Raw genomic sequence first — 17,518 nt, 5'->3', positions numbered from 1 at the left:
GGATCGCGGCGTGCCCGGCTGACTCCCGTGCCGGGCACCGACACGGACCCGGATCGGGTCGTCCGGGAACCTCAGCGGACGACGGGCCCGAAGGGGCCCAACGACGACCGCCTGATGCAGGACGTGCCCCCGCACTACTGAGCACCGGCGGCTCAGGCGTGTTCGGGAGACGACGAAGCGCACGGCCCGAATCGGACCGTGCGCTTCGCGGTGCGGACTGCGAGTCAGCTGCGCGGCTTGTTCCCGGCGAGCAGGTCGCGGATCTCGACGAGCAGCTCGGCCTCGGTGGCGGCCGCCGGCTCTTCCTCCGGCTGCTCGGCCGCGGTGCCCTTGCGCGCCTCGACGTGGGCCTTGAACGTGTTCATCGGCAGCACGAAGACGAAGTACACCACCAGAGCGACCGAGAGGAAGCTGATGATCGCCGAGATGAGATCGCCGATGGGGAACGTGACGGTATCTCCGTAGATGCTCTGCACCTGCGGTCCGAAGTTGCCCGTCGCATCCGCCTTGAAGAACAGCGAGACGAGCGGGGTGATGATGCTGTTCACCACGGCGGTGACGATCGCCGTGAACGCGGTGCCGATGACGACCGCGACCGCGAGGTCGATCACGTTGCCGCGGAGGATGAAGTCCTTGAAACCTTTGAGCATGGATGCCTCCGGGGAGTTGATGGGGTCAGGAAGAAGATGTGCTGGTCGACGCGGGGGCCGGGGTCGTGGTCTTGGCCGACTCTGCCTTCGATGATGCCGGGGCGGATGCGGAAGAGCCGGAGCCCGCTCGCGAGTCGGTGCGATAGAAGCCGGATCCGTTGAACGTCACGCCGATGGATCCGTACTGCTTGCGCAGCTCGCCGCCGCATTCGGGGCAGACGGTGAGGGCGTCGTCGGAGAAGCTCTGCACGGCGTCGAAGGCGTGACCGCACGAACGGCAGGCATAGGCATAGGTGGGCATTGCGATCCTCGCGGGTCAGCGTCGCGTGGGCGACAGGTGGAGGGTCTGCGTGGGAGTCACGACGCCGGTGACCGGCTGGTCGTGAACCTCCCTCGGCAGGAAGTCGAGTACCTCGGAATCATAGATGACTGCGTAGACCGGAGGGCACTTCTCCATCGAACCGATGGTCTTGTCGAAGTACCCGCGCCCCCAGCCCATGCGCATCCCGGTGCGGTCGACGGCCGCGGCGGGGATCACCATCAGGTCGACATCGTTGACGGCGATCGGACCGAGCACCTCGCCGGTCGGCTCGGGAAGTCCGAAGAGGCCTTCCGCGACGTCGTCGTCATCGGTCGCCACGGCCCAGTCGAGAAGGCCGTCGGCCCGTGTCACAGGAAGCAGGACCCGGATGCCGCGGCGCACCGCGCCGGTGACGAACTCCCGGGTGCCCGGCTCGGTCGTGGTCGAGAGGAAGCATGAGATCGACCGGGCGCCGAGCGCGTCGACCAGCTCATCGAGGCGCTGCGTGATGGCGGATGCCGCGGCCTCCCGCTGCGAGTCGCTCAGCAGCTGGCGGCGTTCGCGGAGCTCGGCGCGAAGCGCGCGCTTCTCATGCTCTACGTCGTGGGACATGGCTCCGAGTCTACGGCGGCATCCCCACTAGGCTGGGTGGATGGGTATACGGAAGATGAAGGCTGTCATTCCTGCTGCCGGTCTGGGAACGCGTTTCCTGCCGGCGACGAAGGCGATGCCGAAGGAGATGCTGCCGGTCGTCGACAAGCCGGCGATCCAGTACGTCGTCGAAGAGGCCGCCAGCGCCGGGATCGATGACATCCTCGTCATCATCGGCCGCAACAAGAACGCGATCTCCAACCACTTCGACTCGGTCCCCGAGCTCGAGGTCAAGCTGATGGAGAAGGGCGACACGGGGCGTCTCGAGCGCGTCATCCATTCGAGCGACCTCGCCGACATCCACTTCGTCCGTCAGGGTGAGCCCAAGGGACTCGGTCACGCGGTGCTGCGTGCCCGCACGCACGTCGGCGACAGCTCCTTCGCCGTGCTCCTCGGCGACGACCTCATCGACGAGCGCGACCAGCTGCTCACCGAGATGATCGCCGAGCACGAGCGCAGCGGCGCCGCGGTGATCGCCCTCATGGAGGTCGACCCCGCGAGCATCCACATGTACGGCGCCGCCGCCGTCGAGGACATCGAGGGATCGGATGCCGTGCGCGTCACCGACCTCGTCGAGAAGCCCGCACCCGAGGACGCGCCGTCGAACCTGGCGATCATCGGCCGTTACGTCCTGCCCGCCTCGATCTTCGAGGTGCTCGAGCGCACCGAACCCGGCAAGGGCGGCGAGATCCAGCTGACCGACGCGCTGCAGGAGCTGGCCACCAGTGCCGACGGCCCCGGTGTGGTGGGCGTCATCTTCCGTGGACGCCGGTACGACACCGGCGACCGCGTCGACTACATCAAGGCGATCGTCCAGCTCGCCTCCGACCGCGACGACCTCGGCCCCGAGCTGCGGCCGTGGCTCAAGGAGTTCGCGGAACGCCTCTAGGCGTCGACGCGGCGTCGGGAGCGCGCGGATGGATCAGGCGACGGGGATGCGGCATGGTCCCATCGAGCTGCGCCTCGTGCGCTCTCGGGACGCGAGGGCTCTTCAGCACGAGCTGTTGAGCAATCGCTCCTGGCTGCAGCCGTGGGAGGCCACCGTCCCGTACGGCTCGGTCTCGTTCGACATGCGACTCAGCATCCGACGTCTGCTGCAGCAGTACCGCGACGGCGCGGGCTATCCGTTCGTCATGGAGTACGAGGGCGAGATCGCCGGGCAGCTCAACGTGTGGGGAGTCGCCAGGGGGTCGTTGTGCTCGGCGACCATCGGGTACTGGGTGAGCGAGCGCTTCGCCGGCAAGGGCATCACGCCCACAGCCGTCGCGCTCGCGACTGATGCCTGCTTCACGGAGTATGCGCTGCACCGCATGGAGATCTGCATCCGGCCCGAGAACGTCGCGAGCCTGAGGGTCGTGCAGAAGCTCGGCTTCCGCTACGAGGGGCTGCGTCGCCGTTACATCCACATCGACGGCGACTGGCGGGATCACTACGCGTTCGCCCTCACTCGCGAGGATGTGCCGCAGGGCGTGCTGGCCCGGTGGCTGAACGGCGAGGTGCCTCCGGACGCCGCGACGATCCCGCCGTCGGACCGTTTCGCGCTCTGACACGCCGCTGACTTCAGAACTCCTCGCGACACACGCTCCGACTGAGCGTCGTGACCAGCGATGTTCCCGTACCGTTGTCGACATGGACGGGCCGGTGCTGAGCGGGGGAGTGATAGTCCTCGTCGCTGTGCTCCTGTGGATGCTCTACCTGCTGCCCTCCTGGCGTGGGCGCTTCCAGTACGACGCCGCAGAGCGCAACGCCGTCAGACTGAACCAGGCCCTTCGGGTGCTGGCCGAGACCAGCGAGACCCCCGGCGAGGTCCGCCTCGAACTCAACGCGCGGACCGCCCTCGCGCAGCAGAAGCTCGCGAAGCGCCTGCAGTCCGAGAAGGAAGCCGCGGAGCTCATGAAGCTCCGCGAAGAGCTGGCTGCCACGAGGGCTGATCCCGTCATGCGACAGGCCCGCGCGCGTCGCCGTGTGCGCATCGTCGCCACCTCGACCCTGCTTCTCGGTCTCGTCGTCACCGGGCTCGGCGTGTGGCAGCTGATCGCGCTTCAGGCGCAGCTGCTGCTCTGGGTCGGCGGGTCGGTCATCGTCGTCGCCGGCTTCGCCCTGCAGCGCATGTCGGCTGTCGCCGCACGCGCCGCCCGGCGTTCGGTGCGCGTCGTCGAGCAGCCCGTGCAGAGGGCAGAGCCCGAACTGCACGATCAGGGCCCGGCGACATGGACCCCGCGTCCGCTGCCCGAGCCGCTGGTGTCGGTCGCAGGCTCGCGCGCGCAGGTGGCGAGAGCGGAGCTGGATGCGCAGGAGAAGCGCCGCGCTGCGGCTCGTCTCGCCGAGCTTCGTGAGCGAGCGGAGCGCATGGCGCCCGCCGCACCCGTGCAGATTCCCGCGGCCTCGCAGGCCGCCGCGTCTCCGTTCGCGAAGATGGGATACGTCGACGACGCGGAGATCGAGGCGCATGTGCGCGACCTCCTCGCGAAGCGTGCAGCGGGCTGATCCTCGCGGCACGAGAGGGTCTTCGAGCGTGATAGCGTAGAAGACGTCAGGGCCTATGGCGCAGTTGGTAGCGCGCCTCGTTCGCATCGAGGAGGTCAGGGGTTCGAATCCCCTTAGGTCCACCGACGAGAAAGACCGCCGAGCATCGCTCGGGGGTCTTTCTTCTGTCTACTGTGCGCGTGCGCGGAGACGGCGACCGATCGCGTGGTCGCAGAGGGCGGCGGCACCCGCGCCCACCGCGTAGGCGACGAGGTCGCGCGCATCGAATCCGACGCCCAGGACGAGTCGCACCGGCCAGAAGGCCTCGGACCAGATCGCCGGCAGACCGGTGAGCTGGAAGCACTCGATCAGCATGCACAGCGCCGCGGCGCTCGCACCCACGATCCAGACCGGGGCTCGTGGGAGCACGATCGCGATGACGACGTAGATCATCACCGCATAGAGTGCGTCGCCGAGTGCGTCCGCGATCGGACCACGACCGACGACGTGTGTGACGAGACCGGCCACGACCACCAGGACGGCGATGACGAGCAGCGCCCGGCGACGCGCACTGACGTGCGCGTCGCCGCGTGTGACCGACTGCATCCGCCGCTCCCGCTGTCTCGCCTACTTCCGGTTCGCGCGGTAGTAGGAGAGCAGCGCCTTCGTGGAGGCGTCCTGCGCGTCGATGGCCGCCTCGTCCCCGCCGATGGCCGGAGCGATCTGCATCGCGAGCTGCTTACCCAGCTCGACGCCCCACTGGTCGAACGAGTTGATGCCCCAGATCGTGCCCTGCGTGAACGTGATGTGCTCGTACAGGGCGATCAGCTGACCGAGCACCTGCGGTGTCAGCGCGGGTGCGAAGATCGAGGTCGTCGGGCGGTTGCCGGCGAACGTGCGTGCCGCGACGAGCGCTCCGGTGGTTCCCTCGGCCTCGACCTCTGCGGCGGTCTTGCCGAAGGCCAGGGCCTTCGTCTGCGCGAGGAAGTTCGCCAGGAACAGCTCGTGCACGTCCTGCCCGCCGTCGGTCAGAGGGTAGGCCGGGTTCACGAACGCGATGAAGTCGGCCGGAATCAGCCGGGTGCCCTGATGGATGAGCTGGTAGAACGCGTGCTGGCCGTTGGTTCCGGGCTCTCCCCAGAACACCTCGCCGGTGTCGGTGGTGACCGGGGTGCCGTCCCAGCGGACCGACTTGCCGTTGGACTCCATCGTCAGCTGCTGCAGGTAGGCCGGGAACCGGCTCAGCTGCTGTGCGTAGGGCAGCACCGCATGCGACTGCGCGCCGTGGAAGTTGACGTACCAGACGTTGAGCAGACCCATCAGCACCGGGACGTTGCGCTCGAGAGGCGTGGTGCGCACGTGCTCGTCGACCGCATGGAAGCCGGCCAGCAGATCGCGGAAGGTATCGGGTCCGAGCGCGATCGCGAGCGACAGGCCGATCGCGGAGTCGACCGAGTAGCGGCCGCCGACCCAGTCCCAGAATCCGAAGGCGTTCGCCGGATCGATCCCGAAGGCCGCGACCTTGTCGAGGGCGGTCGACACCGCCACGAAGTGGTGCGCGACGGCGTCGGTGCGGGCGTCCTCGTCGTCGGAGATGGCTCCCGAGGCCTGGAGTCCGGCCCACAGCCAATCGCGCGCCAGGCGGGCGTTGGTGAGCGTCTCGAGGGTGGTGAAGGTCTTGGATGCGACGATGAAGAGGGTCGTCTCGGGGTCGAGGTCCGCGGTCTTCTGCGCGAGGTCGGTGGGATCGATGTTCGACACGAACCGCGCCTCGATCCCGGCATCCGCATAGGGCTTGAGCGCCTCGTAGACCATGACGGGCCCGAGGTCGGAGCCGCCGATGCCGATGTTGACGACGTGAGTGACGCGCTTTCCGGTGATGCCGAGCCACTCTCCGGAGCGAACTCTGCTGGCGAAAGCGCTGAGTGCGTCGAGCACGGCCTGCACGTCGGCATCCACGTCCTGTCCGTCGACGACGAGCGCGGGGGAGGAGTCGGCCGGTCGACGCAGTGCCGTGTGCAGCACGGCGCGGTCCTCGGACGTGTTGAGGTGGCTTCCCTGGAGCATCGCGGCGTATCGCTCGGCGACTCCCGTCTGCTCGGCGAGGCGCAGAAGCGCTGCGAGAACGTCGTCGGTGACGAGGTTCTTCGACAGGTCGACGTGGAGGTCTGCGAGCGGGAACGAGAATCGCTCCGCACGGTCGGCATCGGCGGCGAACCAGCCTCGCAGATCGGCGGTGATCGACTCGCGCAGCGCGGCGAGTTCGGACCAGGCGGGAGTGAGTGTCGGATCAACAGGAGCGGTCATGGATCCACGGTACTGCCGCACGCGACGTCGTGACCCCGTGATGACGTCCGGCCTCGCTCTAGGATGGGGGCGATGACCGACACGGCGCCCACGACGACCTCGGAGCGGAGGCTGCGGCGCGAGATCGGTCGCCGGCTCGTGCGGGCTCCGCTCGCGTGGGGAGTGCTCCTGCTGGTGGCCGCGACGGTGTGGACGATCGCGGGCGACGACCTGAGCTTCTTCCCGTTCCTGCTCATGCTGCTCGGCGGCTGGAGCATCGCCTTCTCCTTCGTCAACGCGACGATGGACATGCGCCCGGTGCGCGCCGGCGTCGCCGTGCACCTCGGTGTCGCCGTGGTGCTGACGGCTGTGATGATCGTCGTGATCGACGCCGGGAGCGAGCTGCTCGCCGGCCTGCCCGAACCCGTGCGGGCAGTCATCGTCGTGCTGCAGATCGCCGCCGGTCCCGCCGCGGGATGGATCTGGCTGGGCCTTCTGTCGCGCCTCACAGACCGCATCGGACGGCGTGATGCACATGGGCGCCCGCCTCCTGTCGCACCCGAATGGGAGCGTGACGAGAACGGCGACGGATCCCACGTCCAGTTCTCCGCCATCGACCTGCGCATGCGGGCGCTGACGGTCGCCATCGTGGCGGTGGTCCTCGTCGTCGGCACCGCGGGCACCGTGCTGCTCATCGCATTCGACGACGCGGTGATGCACATGGGCGCCCGCCTCGCGATCATCCTCACGGGCGCGGTCGTCGGACTGCCGGTCTATCTGACGCTCCGCGCCGTGCTGAGGCGACGGACGCTGTCCTGCAGCGTCGCGTTCGGCAATGACGACCTGCGCATCCGCGCCGGAAACGCGACCCACCGCATCCCCTTCCGGCAGCTGCAGCACCTCGTCTGGCGGACGCGATCGGACTACGCCCGCATCGAGGTGCGCGGCGCGGGCGTCGATCTCTCGCTGATCACCGGGCTCGCGAAGCCGCCGTCGGGCCGCACGGCCGAACTGCCCGTGCTTCCGCGTCGGGTCTTCCGACGACTCGAGCTCGCAGGGCTCGACGTGGAGCGTTCGCGCCGTGATGAGGTTGTGACGTTCTCGCCGCGCCAGAGCGCGCACGCGAGTACTCGATGACACGCGCGTCGGGGTACGGTTTCCTTCATGGGAAGACTGCGATATGACGGCACTTCGGAGCCGATCCTCATCGACGACGAGACGCTCGCTCATCTGAAGGTCATCGTCGGCACGAAGCTCCGTCGCCAGGAGAGCTTCATGATGACCTGGCATCCTCGCGAAGGCGGCGACCCCGGCCGTCTCACCGTCTGGATGCACCCGGCGATCCCGCTGCAGTTCCTCTTCACCTCTCCGGACCCGCACAACATCGAGAAGGCGCGCATCGAAGAGATGATGCGCGCTCTCAACGCGACGGGCGAGCTCGTGATCGACGACTACGTGCAGCCGAAGGCTGACAGCGGGAGCGCGCCGAAGTCCTGAACTACTCCGCGGGGTATCCGTCTGCCTGGAGACTGCGGGCCAGGTGCACGGCATTGCGCACTGCCGTCGCCGTGGCCTGCGCGACCTTCTCAGGGGTCGTGGACAGATCCTTGTAGTCGATGGTCTGCATCGCCTCGCCGTTCCAGTAGATCGACGACTGGGCGGGCAGCGAGTACCCGACGTCGTTCAGCGCCTGGAACAGGATCGCGGCGATGTGGTGGGCTCCATCCTCGTTGCCGACGATTCCGGCGATCGCGACCTTGTCGAACAGGATCGGTCGACCCGCATCGTCGGTCTCGCTCAGTTCGGCGTCGAGGCGTTCCAGCACCCGCTGCGCGACACTCGAGTGCTGGCCCATCCAGGTGGGGGTCAGGAACACGAGGATGTCGGCCGCCAGCACCTGCTCGCGCAGAGTCGGCCATTCATCGCCTTCGCCCATGTCGGTCTCGACGCCGGGACTGATCGAGTGATCGACGGCGCGCACCAGCTGGCCGGCGACTCCGTGCTCCGCGAGAGCTTGCAGGATCTGGGACCCCAGGAGGTCGCTGCTCGATTCCGCGGGAGACGGCTTGAGGGTGCAGGAGATGGCGAGGGCAGTCAGTCGTGTGCTCATCCCTGCACGCAATCACCCCCGCGGGCGATCGCCCAGGGGGTTCCGTCGCTGCCGCGTGTGCGCTAGGCGGTATCCTGGATGACGGCCGCTACGACAGGAGATCCCGTGATCCTCAGCTTCATCTTCTTCATGATCCTCTTCCTCGGAGGCATCTGGCTCATGGGGCTCGCGCAGTCGCTCGAGGACTTCCAGGCGATCGTCTTCATCGCCGGCCTGCTCATCGTGAGTCTGTCGCTCGCGTTCGTGATGCGCGCCAGCGGCTCGGCCACCCGTCGCAAGGACAACTGGTCGGGCAACGCCACCGAGTAGTCAGGCGCGTCTGGCCAGCCTCGCCTCGAGGTTGGCCTTCACCGCGGGCCACTCGGGCTCGATGATCGAGAACTCGACGCTGTCGCGCAGCGCGCCGTTGCGGTATCGGCTCATCGCGCGCATGACACCGTCCTGCTTCGCTCCCAGACGTTCGATCGCCGCCCGCGACTGGAAGTTGACCCACTGCGTCGTCAAGCCCACACGGAACACGCCGAGGTCCTCGAACGCGTGCCGGAGCAGCAGCAGCTTCGACTCGGCGTTGGTGCCGGTGCCGTGGGCCGACGGGCGATTCCAGGTGTAGCCGATGTGCAGCCGGGGGACGTCGGCCTCCAGGTCGTAATAGGACGTGAGGCCGAGGATCCGTCCTTCGGCGTCGAACGCGGTGAACGGGATCATCCCACCGGTCTCGATCAGGCCGATGCGACGGTCGATCTCGGCGGCGAGCCCGTCGGGGGAGGGCACCGAGGTGTACCACGCCTGCTTCCACAGCTCACCCTCGAGCAGCGCATCGAGGAGGCCGTCGTGATGAGACGTCTCCAGAGGTCGGAGTTCGACGAGGCGGCCGGTGAGGGTGATCGGGGCCGGAGCGGTGCGGAAGGTCATGCAGCCATTCAATCAGCGCCGCGCCGGCGTCATGTCACGCGATCGGGACGCGATGCTCCCATTGGCCCCGCCCCATCCTCGCGCCGACGTACGTGGTGTCCCCGACGCGACGCAGCAGCCGTCGATAGGCGGTCACGAGCTCGACGGTCACTCCCAGCTCGAAGGCGAGGCTGGCGGGGTGGGTGCCTCGCGCTCTCTCGGCCTCGGCGTACGCGTCGGCGTCGATCAGCAGTCGGGCCGCCCACTCATCTGCTCGGCGCTCCTGTCGCGCGCGGATCGACGAATCCGCGGTGGGGGTGTGACCGAGCATCGCGTGCCCGAGCTCGTGCGCGATCACGCTGGATGTGGCCCTCGCGCTGAGACCGGGGGTCACCCGGATGGTCGCGGTGTGCGGTTCGTAGCCGCCGGGGCGCCGACCTCGACGTTCGATGAGGTGCAGCCCGTTCTCTTCGAGCAGGCGAAGGAGGGCCTCCATGATCCTCCTCGCCGGGTGGTCGTCAGTCGTAGAGATCGTCGGTGTCGTCAGCGTGCGCGAGAGGAGACTCGAACGCGACTTCGGATTCATCCTGGCGTCGACCACGGACATCGGTGCGGGGGTGCAGGGCGGTGATCGTGGCGCCGCCGCGGAAGCCCTCGGAACGGAGCCGCTCTTCGGCACGCGTGATCACCACGTGCGGTGCGATGTCGAGGGCCGCGCTGACCGCGTACAGGATGGGAACCGGGATCGAGCGCTTGCCCGTGACGTAGTTGTCGAGAGCGCTCCTCGCGATGCCGACCTCGCGCGCCATCGCGGCGATGCTGCTGCCGGCGGCGGCGATCTCGGCGCGGAGCTGGCGGCCTACCGCCGCATTGAACTGCTCGCCCGGTGTCTTCACGTGAGTCACGATAGCACCGGCATGAAGCCAGGATGCCGTCATACTGGTGCGCTGAACGCTTGTCGCACCCCGTATGCGGCGATACTGTCTATGAATGACGACAGATGTGCGACGTGCGGTGGCGAATGCGATCGAAGAAGAACTGCGTCGCGGGGGTCGGGACACACCCTGGCTGTCCGATCGAGCGGGAATCGCCCGCGCAGCGCTCCGCAGGAAGCTCGCGGGTGAGGCCGACTTCACCGTGGCCGATCTGGCCGACATCGCGCAGGCGCTCGACATATCGGTCGCACGGCTCACGCCCTGACCGCACTAGCGTGGGGGTATGAAGACCATCCCCTTCGGATCCGCCACAGCCCCCGCCGTCGTCGCCGGAATGATGCGCATCGATGACAAGGATGATGCGCAGATCCGTGAACTGTACGACACCGCCCGCAGCGCCGGCATCGACTTCTTCGATCATGCCGACATCTACGGCGGCAGCATGCACGTCTGCGAAAGCCGCTTCGCCGATGCGCTGGACCTCACGGCCGCCGAGCGCGACGAGATCGTGCTGCAGACCAAATGCGGCATCCACCCCGCCGAGGGCACGTTCGACTTCTCATACGAGCACATCGTCCGCCAGGTCGAGGGGTCGCTCGCGGCGCTTCGCACAGACCACATCGACGTTCTCCTGCTGCACCGCCCCGACGCGCTGGTCGAGCCCGAGGAGGTCGCCAGGGCGTTCGACGAGCTCGAGGCCGCAGGCAAGGTCCGCTCGTTCGGCGTCTCGAACCACACGCCGCGGCAGATCGACCTCCTGCGCACCGCGGTCACTCAGCCCCTGGTCGCCAATCAGCTGCAGCTGTCGATCACGCACGCGCCGATCCTCGCGCAGCCGGTCGCCGCGAACATGGCAGGCGAGGACCAGAGCATCGTCCGCGACGGCGGAGGCATCGTCGAGTACTGCCGCATCAACGGCATCACGATCCAGGCATGGTCGCCCTTCCAGGGCGGCTTCTTCACGGGGGTGTTCCTCGGCAACCCCGAGTATGCCGAGCTCAACGCCGTGATCGATCGGCTGGCTGCGTCGTACGCGGTCGCACCGATCGCGATCGCGACGGCGTGGATCACGCGTCACCCCGCGAAGATGCAGGTCGTGCTCGGAACCACGACCCCGCAGCGGGTGCAGGATGCCGCTGCTGGCGCCGACATCGAGCTCACGCGCGCCGAGTGGTACGAGCTCTTCCGCGCGGCGGGTCACCTCCTCCCGTAGCAGGCGCGCGAGACTCGGGCGTCGTCTACCCTGAACACATGCCGTTCCTGTTCTCGCTCCTCGTCATCGCGCTGATGATCGGCGCGCTGGTCGACATCATCCGCCGAGACGATGCGCAGGTGAGATTCCTGCCGAAGATGGCGTGGATCATCATCGTGATCCTCCTGCCGCTGATCGGCGGTCTGCTGTGGTTCGCGATCGGCAGGGAGTACTCGGAGGCGGGTCTGCGGCTTCCCCGGATGCGGCCGGCTGCGCGCCCCGCGACCCGCAGACCCGAGCCACGCCAGGCCCCGCCGGTCGACGCTCGCAGCACGGAGCAGCAGATCGCGGATCTCGATCGTGAGATCGAGGAGTGGCGGCTGCGTCAGGAGATTGAGAAGCGCCGGCGAGACGAGGGCGACGCGTCGTCGAGCGGGGCCGCGGACACGTCGAGCTAGCCGACGCGCTCGAGATCGAAGGACTCCCGCAGGGCGTCTTCGAGGTGGGGATACGCGAACTCGAACCCGGCGAGCGTCAGCTTCTCGGGGATGACCCACCGGCTCTTGAGGATCAGCTCGGTCTCGGTGCGGATGCCGATGGCGCCGAGCTCGAGCATCCACCGAGGCATCGGCGGACCGATGCGCACCTCCAGCAGCCGCCGCACGGTGGCCATGAAGTCGGCGTTGTCGGTCGGATTCGGAGATGCGGCGTTCACGGGCCCGTCGAGGGTCGGCGTGACCTCGAGGAAATCGATGATGCGGGCGACGTCCTCGACGTGCACCCAGCTGAACCGCTGTCGTCCGCGGCGTGCGCCGGGGCGGTGGCCCGTGCCCGCGGCGCGGCGTGCGCGGCTGATCGGCCAGCGCCCGTCGTGCTGCGCCCCTCCGAGGCCGAGTCGTGCCAGGTTCTTCAGCGGGCCGAGCACGCCGCCGTGGCCGAGCACGATCGCACTGCGCAGGGCCACCCGCCGCGTCCGGGGGAGGTCGTCCGCGAACAGCGCGCGCTCCCACGCCTTGGCCACCTCGACGGAGAACCCCGTGCCGATCTCGCCCGACGACTCGGTCATCGGACGCTCTTCGGCATGACGGTAGATGGTCGCCGTCGAGGAGTTGACCCACAGTGGGGGAGGATTCGCGGCCTTCGCGATGGCGGAGCTCAGCGACGAGGTCGTGTCGAGCCGCGAGCGGAAGATCGCGGCGCGGTTCTTGGGCGTATAGCGGCAGTTCACGCTCTTGCCCGCCAGGCCGATCACGAGCGACGCACCGTCGACGGCCCGATCGATCGCCGCCTGGTCTCCCCAGGAGATGTCGGCGCCGGATCGCGAGACGGTGATCACCTCCCGCCCCGCTGACCGCAGACGGGGGATCAGGTACTGCCCCATGAAGCCGGTCGATCCGCCGATCACGACGGGTCCTGCGGAGCGGGGCATCGGATCCGTCACGGGGTCTCGCTCTCGATCGCGTACTCGAAGAATCCCGTGTACTCGTAGACGCGGCCGAGCAGCGGGGCGTCGATGGTCATGTTCACGTGGTGCCGCTCGCGCTGTTCGTCCCAGCGCTCGACGAGACCGATGCGCGGACTCAGGAAGCGCGGAGCGGTGATGCGCAGCCGCCCGAACCGCATCCCGACCCGGCGGATGGTCAGCACGACGGCACCGTCACGCACGTCGATGTCGAAGGTCGTGACGACCGTGCGACGGGGGCCGATCTCGTTGCGGAGGATGCGGTTCGCGCCGAGGGAGACGACGTCGGGCATGACCCAGGTGCGTCCTGGGAGATCGAAGTGCCTGACTGCCAGCGCCTCGCCCGCGACCGTGCGGTTCTCGATGCGGAACGGGACGTCGTGCTCCCATCCGGCGAACGCGACTCCGAGGGATTCCGCGATGCGGAACACCGGCCACAACCAGCGATGGCGCGAGCCCGCGCTCGTGAACACACCCGTGCCGACTCCGACATGCCCGTCGGGGATGGTGCGGAAATACCAGGCGGTCTTCGGGTGGAGTTCTGAGATGCGCTCGCCGAGCGCGCGCTCGTAGGGCGACCGTCGATCAGTGCCGGGTGCTGTCACACCCTCACCCTAGCGAGAGGTCGGACGCAGCAGTCGATCGAGCAGGGCGAGCGCCTCATGCTGCGGCGCGGTGTCGTCGAGGAGCCACTGCGTCTGCAGGCCGTCGGAGGCGGCCACGACCAGGGCGGCGACGGCCTCGGCATCCACGTCCTCGCGTATGAGACCCGTGTCCTGCTGCTCTCGCACGAGCGCGGCCATGTCCGTGCGCAACCGCGCGAAGCGCGTCGTCGCGAACTCGCGGGCAGCCGGGTGTCCTTCTTCGAGTGCGGTCGCGACGAGCATCGAGTAGAGCTGGACGAGCCCGGGGACCTCGCGGTTGGTGCGCGCGGACTCGATCATCCGCTCGACCGGGGTCGCATCGGCCGGGAGGGCGTCGGGCTGCTGGCGACCGGGCGCCGTGCTCTCCTGGTAGACCGCGACGAGCAGCTCCTCCAGCGACCCGAAGTAGTGGGTGAGGGCCGCGTGAGTGACGCCGACGGCACTGGCGATGGAGCGGAGGCTCGTGCGGTCGGCTCCGCGTGCGGCGAAGACCTCGATGGCGCGATCGAGGATCTCCTGGCGACGGGCGATGCCCTTCGCGTAGGCACCGCGCTGCCGCGGGCGATCCTGATCCTGACTCATGAGGCGAGTCTACAGATTGAAAACTTCCGCGCGGAGGTATTTGGTGATAGCGTGCTCGGACAGACGGGTGAAGGCAGCCCGCACGTCACCGACGACCGAAGGAGACCCCGTGGCGATTCAGACTTCCATCCAGCTGTTCACGATCAAGGATCAGCTCGAGACCGACCTCGAAGGCTCGCTGAAAGAGGTGGCCGCCAGAGGCTTCACCGCCGTCGAGCCCTACGACTTCGTGCGCCGGGCTCAGCCGCTCGCCGACGCCCTGTCTGCGGCGGGCCTGACCGCTCCCTCCGGCCACGCGTTCCTCGCCTCCGAGTCGTTCGTCAATCCGGACGGCAGCGGGACCACTCTTCCGGTGCCGTCGCCCGCCGAGGTGTTCGCCGCGGCGAAGGTGCTCGGCATGGGCACCGTCATCGACCCCTACACGGAGCCCGCGCGCTGGGAGTCGATCGAGCAGATCGCGGAGACCGCGCGCCTGCTCAACGAGGCGGCCGCCGTCGGCGCGACCGTCGACGTGCGCGTCGGCTACCACAACCACGCCCATGAGCTCGAGGCCGTCTTCGACGGCGTCACCGGGCTCGAGGTGCTCGCCGGCCTGCTCGACGAGCGTGTCGTGCTCGAGGTCGACCTCTACTGGGTCGCACGCGGCGGGGTCGACCCGGTCGCCCTGCTGCAGCGCCTCGGGGACCGCGTGATCGCGGTGCACGCCAAGGACGGCACGCTCGATCCCGCGCTCCTGAGCGCCTACCCGCCCGCCGATCAGGTGGCAGCCGGCGAGGGCACCGTGCCGCTCATCGAGGCCATCGCGGCCGCCCCCGCTCTCGAGCTCGCGATCGTCGAGTTCGACCACTTCGACGGCGACCTCTGGGATGCGGTCGAGCGCAGCCGCGTCTACCTCGACGAGAAGGTCGCCGGCTGATGGCGATCGGGAACGGACCCGTCGGCGTCGGGATCATCGGCGCGGGCAACATCAGCGACCAGTATCTGTCGAACCTCACGACCTTCCCCGACGTGCGCGTGATCGCCGTCGGCGATCTGCTCGAGGACCGCGCGAAGGCGCAGGCCGAGAAGTACGGCGTTCCTCGCGCGGGCGGTGTCGAGCTCGTGCTGAACGACCCCGAGATCGACATCGTCGTGAACCTGACGATCCCCGCCGTGCACGTCGAGGTGTCGGAGGCGATCCTCGCCGCCGGCAAGCACGTGTGGACGGAGAAGCCGATCGGCGTCAGCCGCGACGAGTCGCAGCGCCTGCTGCAGAGGGCGGAGGCCGCCGGTCTCCGTGTCGGCGTCGCCCCCGACACCGTGCTCGGACCCGGCGTGCAGACCGCGAAGCGCGCGATCGCCCGCGGCGACATCGGTCGTCCCCTCTTCGCCCAGACCACGTTCCAGTGGCAGGGGCCGGAGATCTTCCATCCGAACCCCGCGTTCCTGTATGCCAAGGGTGCGGGTCCGCTGCTCGACATGGGGCCGTACTACGTCTCGGCGCTCGTGCACGTGTTCGGTCCGGTGGCGGCCGTCGCAGCCCTCGGACTCCAGGGTGCTCCGACGCGCACGGTGCAGGTGGGAGAGCTCGCCGGACAGGAGTTCCCGGTCGAGATCCCGTCGACGCTGAGCGTGCTGATGGACTTCGAGCAGGGCGGACAGGCGCAGAGCCTCTACAGCACCGACTCACCTCTGCTGCGCCAGGGCATCGTCGAGATCACGGGCACCGAGGGCACGATCGTGATCCCCGACCCCAACACGTTCGGCGGACCGATCACGATCACGCGACCGCTGTCCCGCGTGTTCGTGCCGCCGGAGCCGACCGTGCAGGACGTCGTCGATGTCGAGCAGGAGGGCGTGCTCTCGGGACGCGGCGTCGGTCTGCTGGACATGGCGCGGTCGATCGCCGCCGGCCGGACGCATGTCGCCACGGGGGAATTCGGATATCACGTGCTCGACACGCTGCTGTCGATCGAAGAGGCCGCCGAATCGCGCAGCTTCGTGCAGGTCGAGAGCACGATCGACGAGGTGGGCTCGCTGGATGCCGACTTCGATCCCTTCGAGGCGACTCTCTGAGGTCAGCCGGTGTGGCGGCGGCGGTGCGGTCAGCGCGCCTTCGTCGCCACATAGCGGTCGACGTTCGCGGGTGAGAGCACCTCGCGGGCGACCATGATCGCGGCGCCCAGCACGGCTGCCCGGTCACCCGCCTGCGACTGCACGATGGCGAGGTGCTGGGTCGCCAGGGGGATGGATCGTCGATAGACGACCTCGCGCACCCCGGCGAGAAGGTGCTCGCCGGCGCGGGCGATGCTGCCGCCCAGCACGATGATCGACGGGTTGAGCAGATTGACGACGGTCGCGAGCACCTCGCCGACATCTCGGCCGGCCTGACGGGTCGCCTCGATCGCAGCGGCATTGCCCGAGCGGACGAGGTCGACCACATCTGCGGGACTGTGCGCCGCAAGCCCGGCCTCCCGCAGAGCTGCGGCCAGCGCCGACCCGCTCGCGAGCGCTTCGAGGTCGCGCTCGTCGCCGGGCTCCCTCGTCGAGCCTGCGCCGCTCGGCACCTGGACGTGCCCCAGATCGCCGGCCGATCCCTGCGCGCCGCGCTGCAGCTGTCCGCCGGCGATGATGCCGGACCCGATGCCGGTCGAGACCTTCACGAACACGAGGTCATCGACGTGCGGCCACGTGGTGGCCTGCTCGCCGAGCGCGAGGATGTTCACGTCGTTGTCGACGAGCACCGGCACGTCGAACGTGCGCTGCACGTAGGCGGGGATGTCGAAGCGGTCCCAGCCGGGCATGATCGGCGGGTTGGTCGGTCGCCCGGTCGAATGCTCGACGGGACCCGGCACGCCGATGCCCACCCCGAGCAACGGGATGCCGGCAGCGCGGGAGGCCTCGAGGAGAGCGCCCGCATCGTCGAGGATCAGATCGAGGAGGCTCTCGGGCCCGTCGCCGATGTCGATCGTGCGGGTGCGCGAGTCGAGGATCACGCCGGCGAGATCGGCGACGGCACTGGTGGCGTGAGTGGCACCGAGGTCGACGGCGAGCACGACTCCGGCACGGGAGTTGAAGGCGAGTCGCGCAGGCGGTCGGCCGCCCGTCGAGACCGCCTCGCCTGCCGGTCGCAGGAGGTCGGCGGCGAGCAGGGCATCGACCCGCAGCGCGACGGTCGACCGCGCGAGACCCGTGATGGTCGCGAGCTCGGCTTTGGTGCGGGCGGTGCCGTCGCGAAGGATCTGGAAGATCTCGCCCGCCCCGGGATTCGCTGCCGCGGCGGTGCGGAGTGCGTCGACCATTGCGTCAGTAAACCACAGACTTGCGCCATTGCTCGGTCGACTTCCGATTCGTTACAAAGAACTTTTG

At 68.6% G+C, this 17,518-nt stretch carries 24 protein-coding genes and 1 tRNA gene; 12 read left to right on the top strand and 13 right to left on the bottom strand.

Annotated features, from left to right (window positions below):
- Nucleotides 1-224 precede the first annotated feature (224 nt).
- Genes mscL through BMW26_RS12070 form a run of 3 tightly spaced genes read right to left on the bottom strand, consistent with a single transcriptional unit; the run spans nt 225 to nt 1,563 of the window.
- Complete coding sequence (gene mscL / locus BMW26_RS12080) at nt 225-650, bottom strand: large conductance mechanosensitive channel protein MscL (protein WP_053097207.1); 426 nt, start codon at nt 648-650, stop codon at nt 225-227.
- A gap of 25 nt (nt 651-675) precedes the next feature.
- Nucleotides 676-951, bottom strand: coding sequence for an FmdB family zinc ribbon protein (locus BMW26_RS12075; protein WP_072591594.1), 276 nt, complete (start codon nt 949-951; stop codon nt 676-678).
- A gap of 15 nt (nt 952-966) precedes the next feature.
- Nucleotides 967-1,563, bottom strand: coding sequence for a 5-formyltetrahydrofolate cyclo-ligase (locus tag BMW26_RS12070; protein WP_053097203.1), 597 nt, complete (start codon nt 1,561-1,563; stop codon nt 967-969).
- Between the two features lie 40 nt (nt 1,564-1,603).
- Between BMW26_RS12070 and galU the strand changes: the two genes are divergently transcribed.
- The 4 genes from galU (at nt 1,604) to BMW26_RS12050 (ending at nt 4,211) form a co-directional block, all read left to right on the top strand.
- Nucleotides 1,604-2,491, top strand: coding sequence for a UTP--glucose-1-phosphate uridylyltransferase GalU (gene galU / locus BMW26_RS12065; protein WP_053097201.1), 888 nt, complete (start codon nt 1,604-1,606; stop codon nt 2,489-2,491).
- 46 nt (nt 2,492-2,537) lie between these two features.
- On the top strand, nt 2,538-3,149 hold the full coding sequence (locus BMW26_RS12060) for a GNAT family N-acetyltransferase (protein WP_053099195.1): 612 nt from the start codon (nt 2,538-2,540) through the stop codon (nt 3,147-3,149).
- Between the two features lie 82 nt (nt 3,150-3,231).
- A complete protein-coding gene (locus tag BMW26_RS12055; protein ID WP_072591593.1) occupies nt 3,232-4,089 on the top strand; it encodes a hypothetical protein in 858 nt (285 codons plus the stop codon).
- 49 nt (nt 4,090-4,138) lie between these two features.
- A tRNA-Ala gene (locus BMW26_RS12050) sits at nt 4,139-4,211 on the top strand.
- A gap of 46 nt (nt 4,212-4,257) precedes the next feature.
- On the opposite strand, the gene BMW26_RS12045 is transcribed toward BMW26_RS12050, so the two are convergent.
- Both BMW26_RS12045 and pgi read right to left on the bottom strand, forming a co-directional pair.
- A complete protein-coding gene (locus BMW26_RS12045) occupies nt 4,258-4,674 on the bottom strand; it encodes a ribosomal maturation YjgA family protein (protein ID WP_072591592.1) in 417 nt (138 codons plus the stop codon).
- A 21-nt stretch (nt 4,675-4,695) separates the two neighbouring features.
- Nucleotides 4,696-6,375: a glucose-6-phosphate isomerase gene (gene pgi / locus BMW26_RS12040; protein WP_072591591.1), complete on the bottom strand. Its 1,680-nt coding sequence runs from the start codon at nt 6,373-6,375 to the stop codon at nt 4,696-4,698.
- A 72-nt stretch (nt 6,376-6,447) separates the two neighbouring features.
- Here pgi and BMW26_RS12035 point away from each other — a divergent pair, with 72 nt between their 5' ends.
- Together BMW26_RS12035 and BMW26_RS12030 are read left to right on the top strand one after the other, a co-directional pair.
- Entirely contained in the window at nt 6,448-7,491 is a 1,044-nt protein-coding gene (locus BMW26_RS12035; protein WP_072591590.1) for a hypothetical protein, read from the top strand.
- 27 nt (nt 7,492-7,518) lie between these two features.
- Nucleotides 7,519-7,851 (top strand): DUF7882 family protein, encoded by a 333-nt coding sequence (locus tag BMW26_RS12030; RefSeq protein WP_053097194.1) that lies wholly within the window; start codon nt 7,519-7,521, stop codon nt 7,849-7,851.
- A 1-nt stretch (nt 7,852) separates the two neighbouring features.
- Here BMW26_RS12030 and BMW26_RS12025 read toward each other — a convergent pair whose 3' ends face one another.
- Nucleotides 7,853-8,464 carry a flavodoxin family protein gene (locus BMW26_RS12025; RefSeq protein WP_056279938.1) on the bottom strand — a complete coding sequence of 204 codons (612 nt, stop codon included), beginning with the start codon at nt 8,462-8,464 and terminating at the stop codon, nt 7,853-7,855.
- A gap of 105 nt (nt 8,465-8,569) precedes the next feature.
- On the opposite strand from BMW26_RS12025, the gene BMW26_RS12020 reads away from it, so the two are divergent.
- Complete coding sequence (locus BMW26_RS12020) at nt 8,570-8,773, top strand: hypothetical protein (RefSeq protein WP_053097189.1); 204 nt, start codon at nt 8,570-8,572, stop codon at nt 8,771-8,773.
- Here the strand turns inward: BMW26_RS12020 and BMW26_RS12015 are convergent, their stop codons facing one another.
- The 3 genes from BMW26_RS12015 to BMW26_RS12005 are packed head-to-tail and all read right to left on the bottom strand — an operon-like array spanning nt 8,774 to nt 10,251.
- Complete coding sequence (locus tag BMW26_RS12015; protein ID WP_053097187.1) at nt 8,774-9,376, bottom strand: GNAT family N-acetyltransferase; 603 nt, start codon at nt 9,374-9,376, stop codon at nt 8,774-8,776.
- Between the two features lie 34 nt (nt 9,377-9,410).
- Entirely contained in the window at nt 9,411-9,851 is a 441-nt protein-coding gene (locus BMW26_RS12010) for an ImmA/IrrE family metallo-endopeptidase (protein WP_072591589.1), read from the bottom strand.
- A gap of 22 nt (nt 9,852-9,873) precedes the next feature.
- A complete protein-coding gene (locus BMW26_RS12005) occupies nt 9,874-10,251 on the bottom strand; it encodes a helix-turn-helix domain-containing protein (protein ID WP_232224461.1) in 378 nt (125 codons plus the stop codon).
- Nucleotides 10,252-10,345: 94 nt separating this feature from the next.
- Between BMW26_RS12005 and BMW26_RS12000 the strand changes: the two genes are divergently transcribed.
- Genes BMW26_RS12000 through BMW26_RS11990 form a run of 3 tightly spaced genes read left to right on the top strand, consistent with a single transcriptional unit; the run spans nt 10,346 to nt 11,940 of the window.
- A complete protein-coding gene (locus BMW26_RS12000; RefSeq protein WP_053097185.1) occupies nt 10,346-10,555 on the top strand; it encodes a helix-turn-helix domain-containing protein in 210 nt (69 codons plus the stop codon).
- 18 nt (nt 10,556-10,573) lie between these two features.
- Nucleotides 10,574-11,503 (top strand): aldo/keto reductase, encoded by a 930-nt coding sequence (locus BMW26_RS11995; protein WP_072591588.1) that lies wholly within the window; start codon nt 10,574-10,576, stop codon nt 11,501-11,503.
- Between the two features lie 38 nt (nt 11,504-11,541).
- Complete coding sequence (locus BMW26_RS11990) at nt 11,542-11,940, top strand: PLDc N-terminal domain-containing protein (protein WP_053097181.1); 399 nt, start codon at nt 11,542-11,544, stop codon at nt 11,938-11,940.
- On the opposite strand, the gene BMW26_RS11985 is transcribed toward BMW26_RS11990, so the two are convergent.
- From BMW26_RS11985 to BMW26_RS11975, 3 genes are read right to left on the bottom strand one after another with little or no spacing between them, the layout of a single operon-like run.
- Complete coding sequence (locus BMW26_RS11985; protein WP_072592332.1) at nt 11,937-12,911, bottom strand: epimerase; 975 nt, start codon at nt 12,909-12,911, stop codon at nt 11,937-11,939. The two genes, BMW26_RS11990 and BMW26_RS11985, sit on opposite strands and share 4 nt — an antisense overlap.
- 8 nt (nt 12,912-12,919) lie before the next feature.
- Entirely contained in the window at nt 12,920-13,549 is a 630-nt protein-coding gene (locus BMW26_RS11980; RefSeq protein ID WP_053097179.1) for a DUF4166 domain-containing protein, read from the bottom strand.
- A gap of 9 nt (nt 13,550-13,558) precedes the next feature.
- Complete coding sequence (locus BMW26_RS11975; RefSeq protein ID WP_072591587.1) at nt 13,559-14,170, bottom strand: TetR/AcrR family transcriptional regulator; 612 nt, start codon at nt 14,168-14,170, stop codon at nt 13,559-13,561.
- A 109-nt stretch (nt 14,171-14,279) separates the two neighbouring features.
- Between BMW26_RS11975 and BMW26_RS11970 the strand changes: the two genes are divergently transcribed.
- Complete coding sequence (locus tag BMW26_RS11970) at nt 14,280-15,086, top strand: sugar phosphate isomerase/epimerase family protein (protein WP_072591586.1); 807 nt, start codon at nt 14,280-14,282, stop codon at nt 15,084-15,086.
- Nucleotides 15,086-16,225, top strand: coding sequence for a Gfo/Idh/MocA family protein (locus tag BMW26_RS11965; protein ID WP_053097175.1), 1,140 nt, complete (start codon nt 15,086-15,088; stop codon nt 16,223-16,225). Before BMW26_RS11970 ends, BMW26_RS11965 begins: the two co-directional genes overlap by 1 nt.
- Nucleotides 16,226-16,254: 29 nt before the next feature.
- Here BMW26_RS11965 and BMW26_RS11960 read toward each other — a convergent pair whose 3' ends face one another.
- A complete protein-coding gene (locus BMW26_RS11960) occupies nt 16,255-17,451 on the bottom strand; it encodes an ROK family transcriptional regulator (RefSeq protein ID WP_056279954.1) in 1,197 nt (398 codons plus the stop codon).
- Nucleotides 17,452-17,518: the final 67 nt, after the last annotated feature.

This window comes from Microbacterium sp. 1.5R, from assembly GCF_001889265.1.
Classification (GTDB): Bacteria; Actinomycetota; Actinomycetes; order Actinomycetales; family Microbacteriaceae; genus Microbacterium.
Note: the sequence above shows the minus strand (reverse complement) of the source record. Positions and strands in the feature narration are given on the sequence as shown.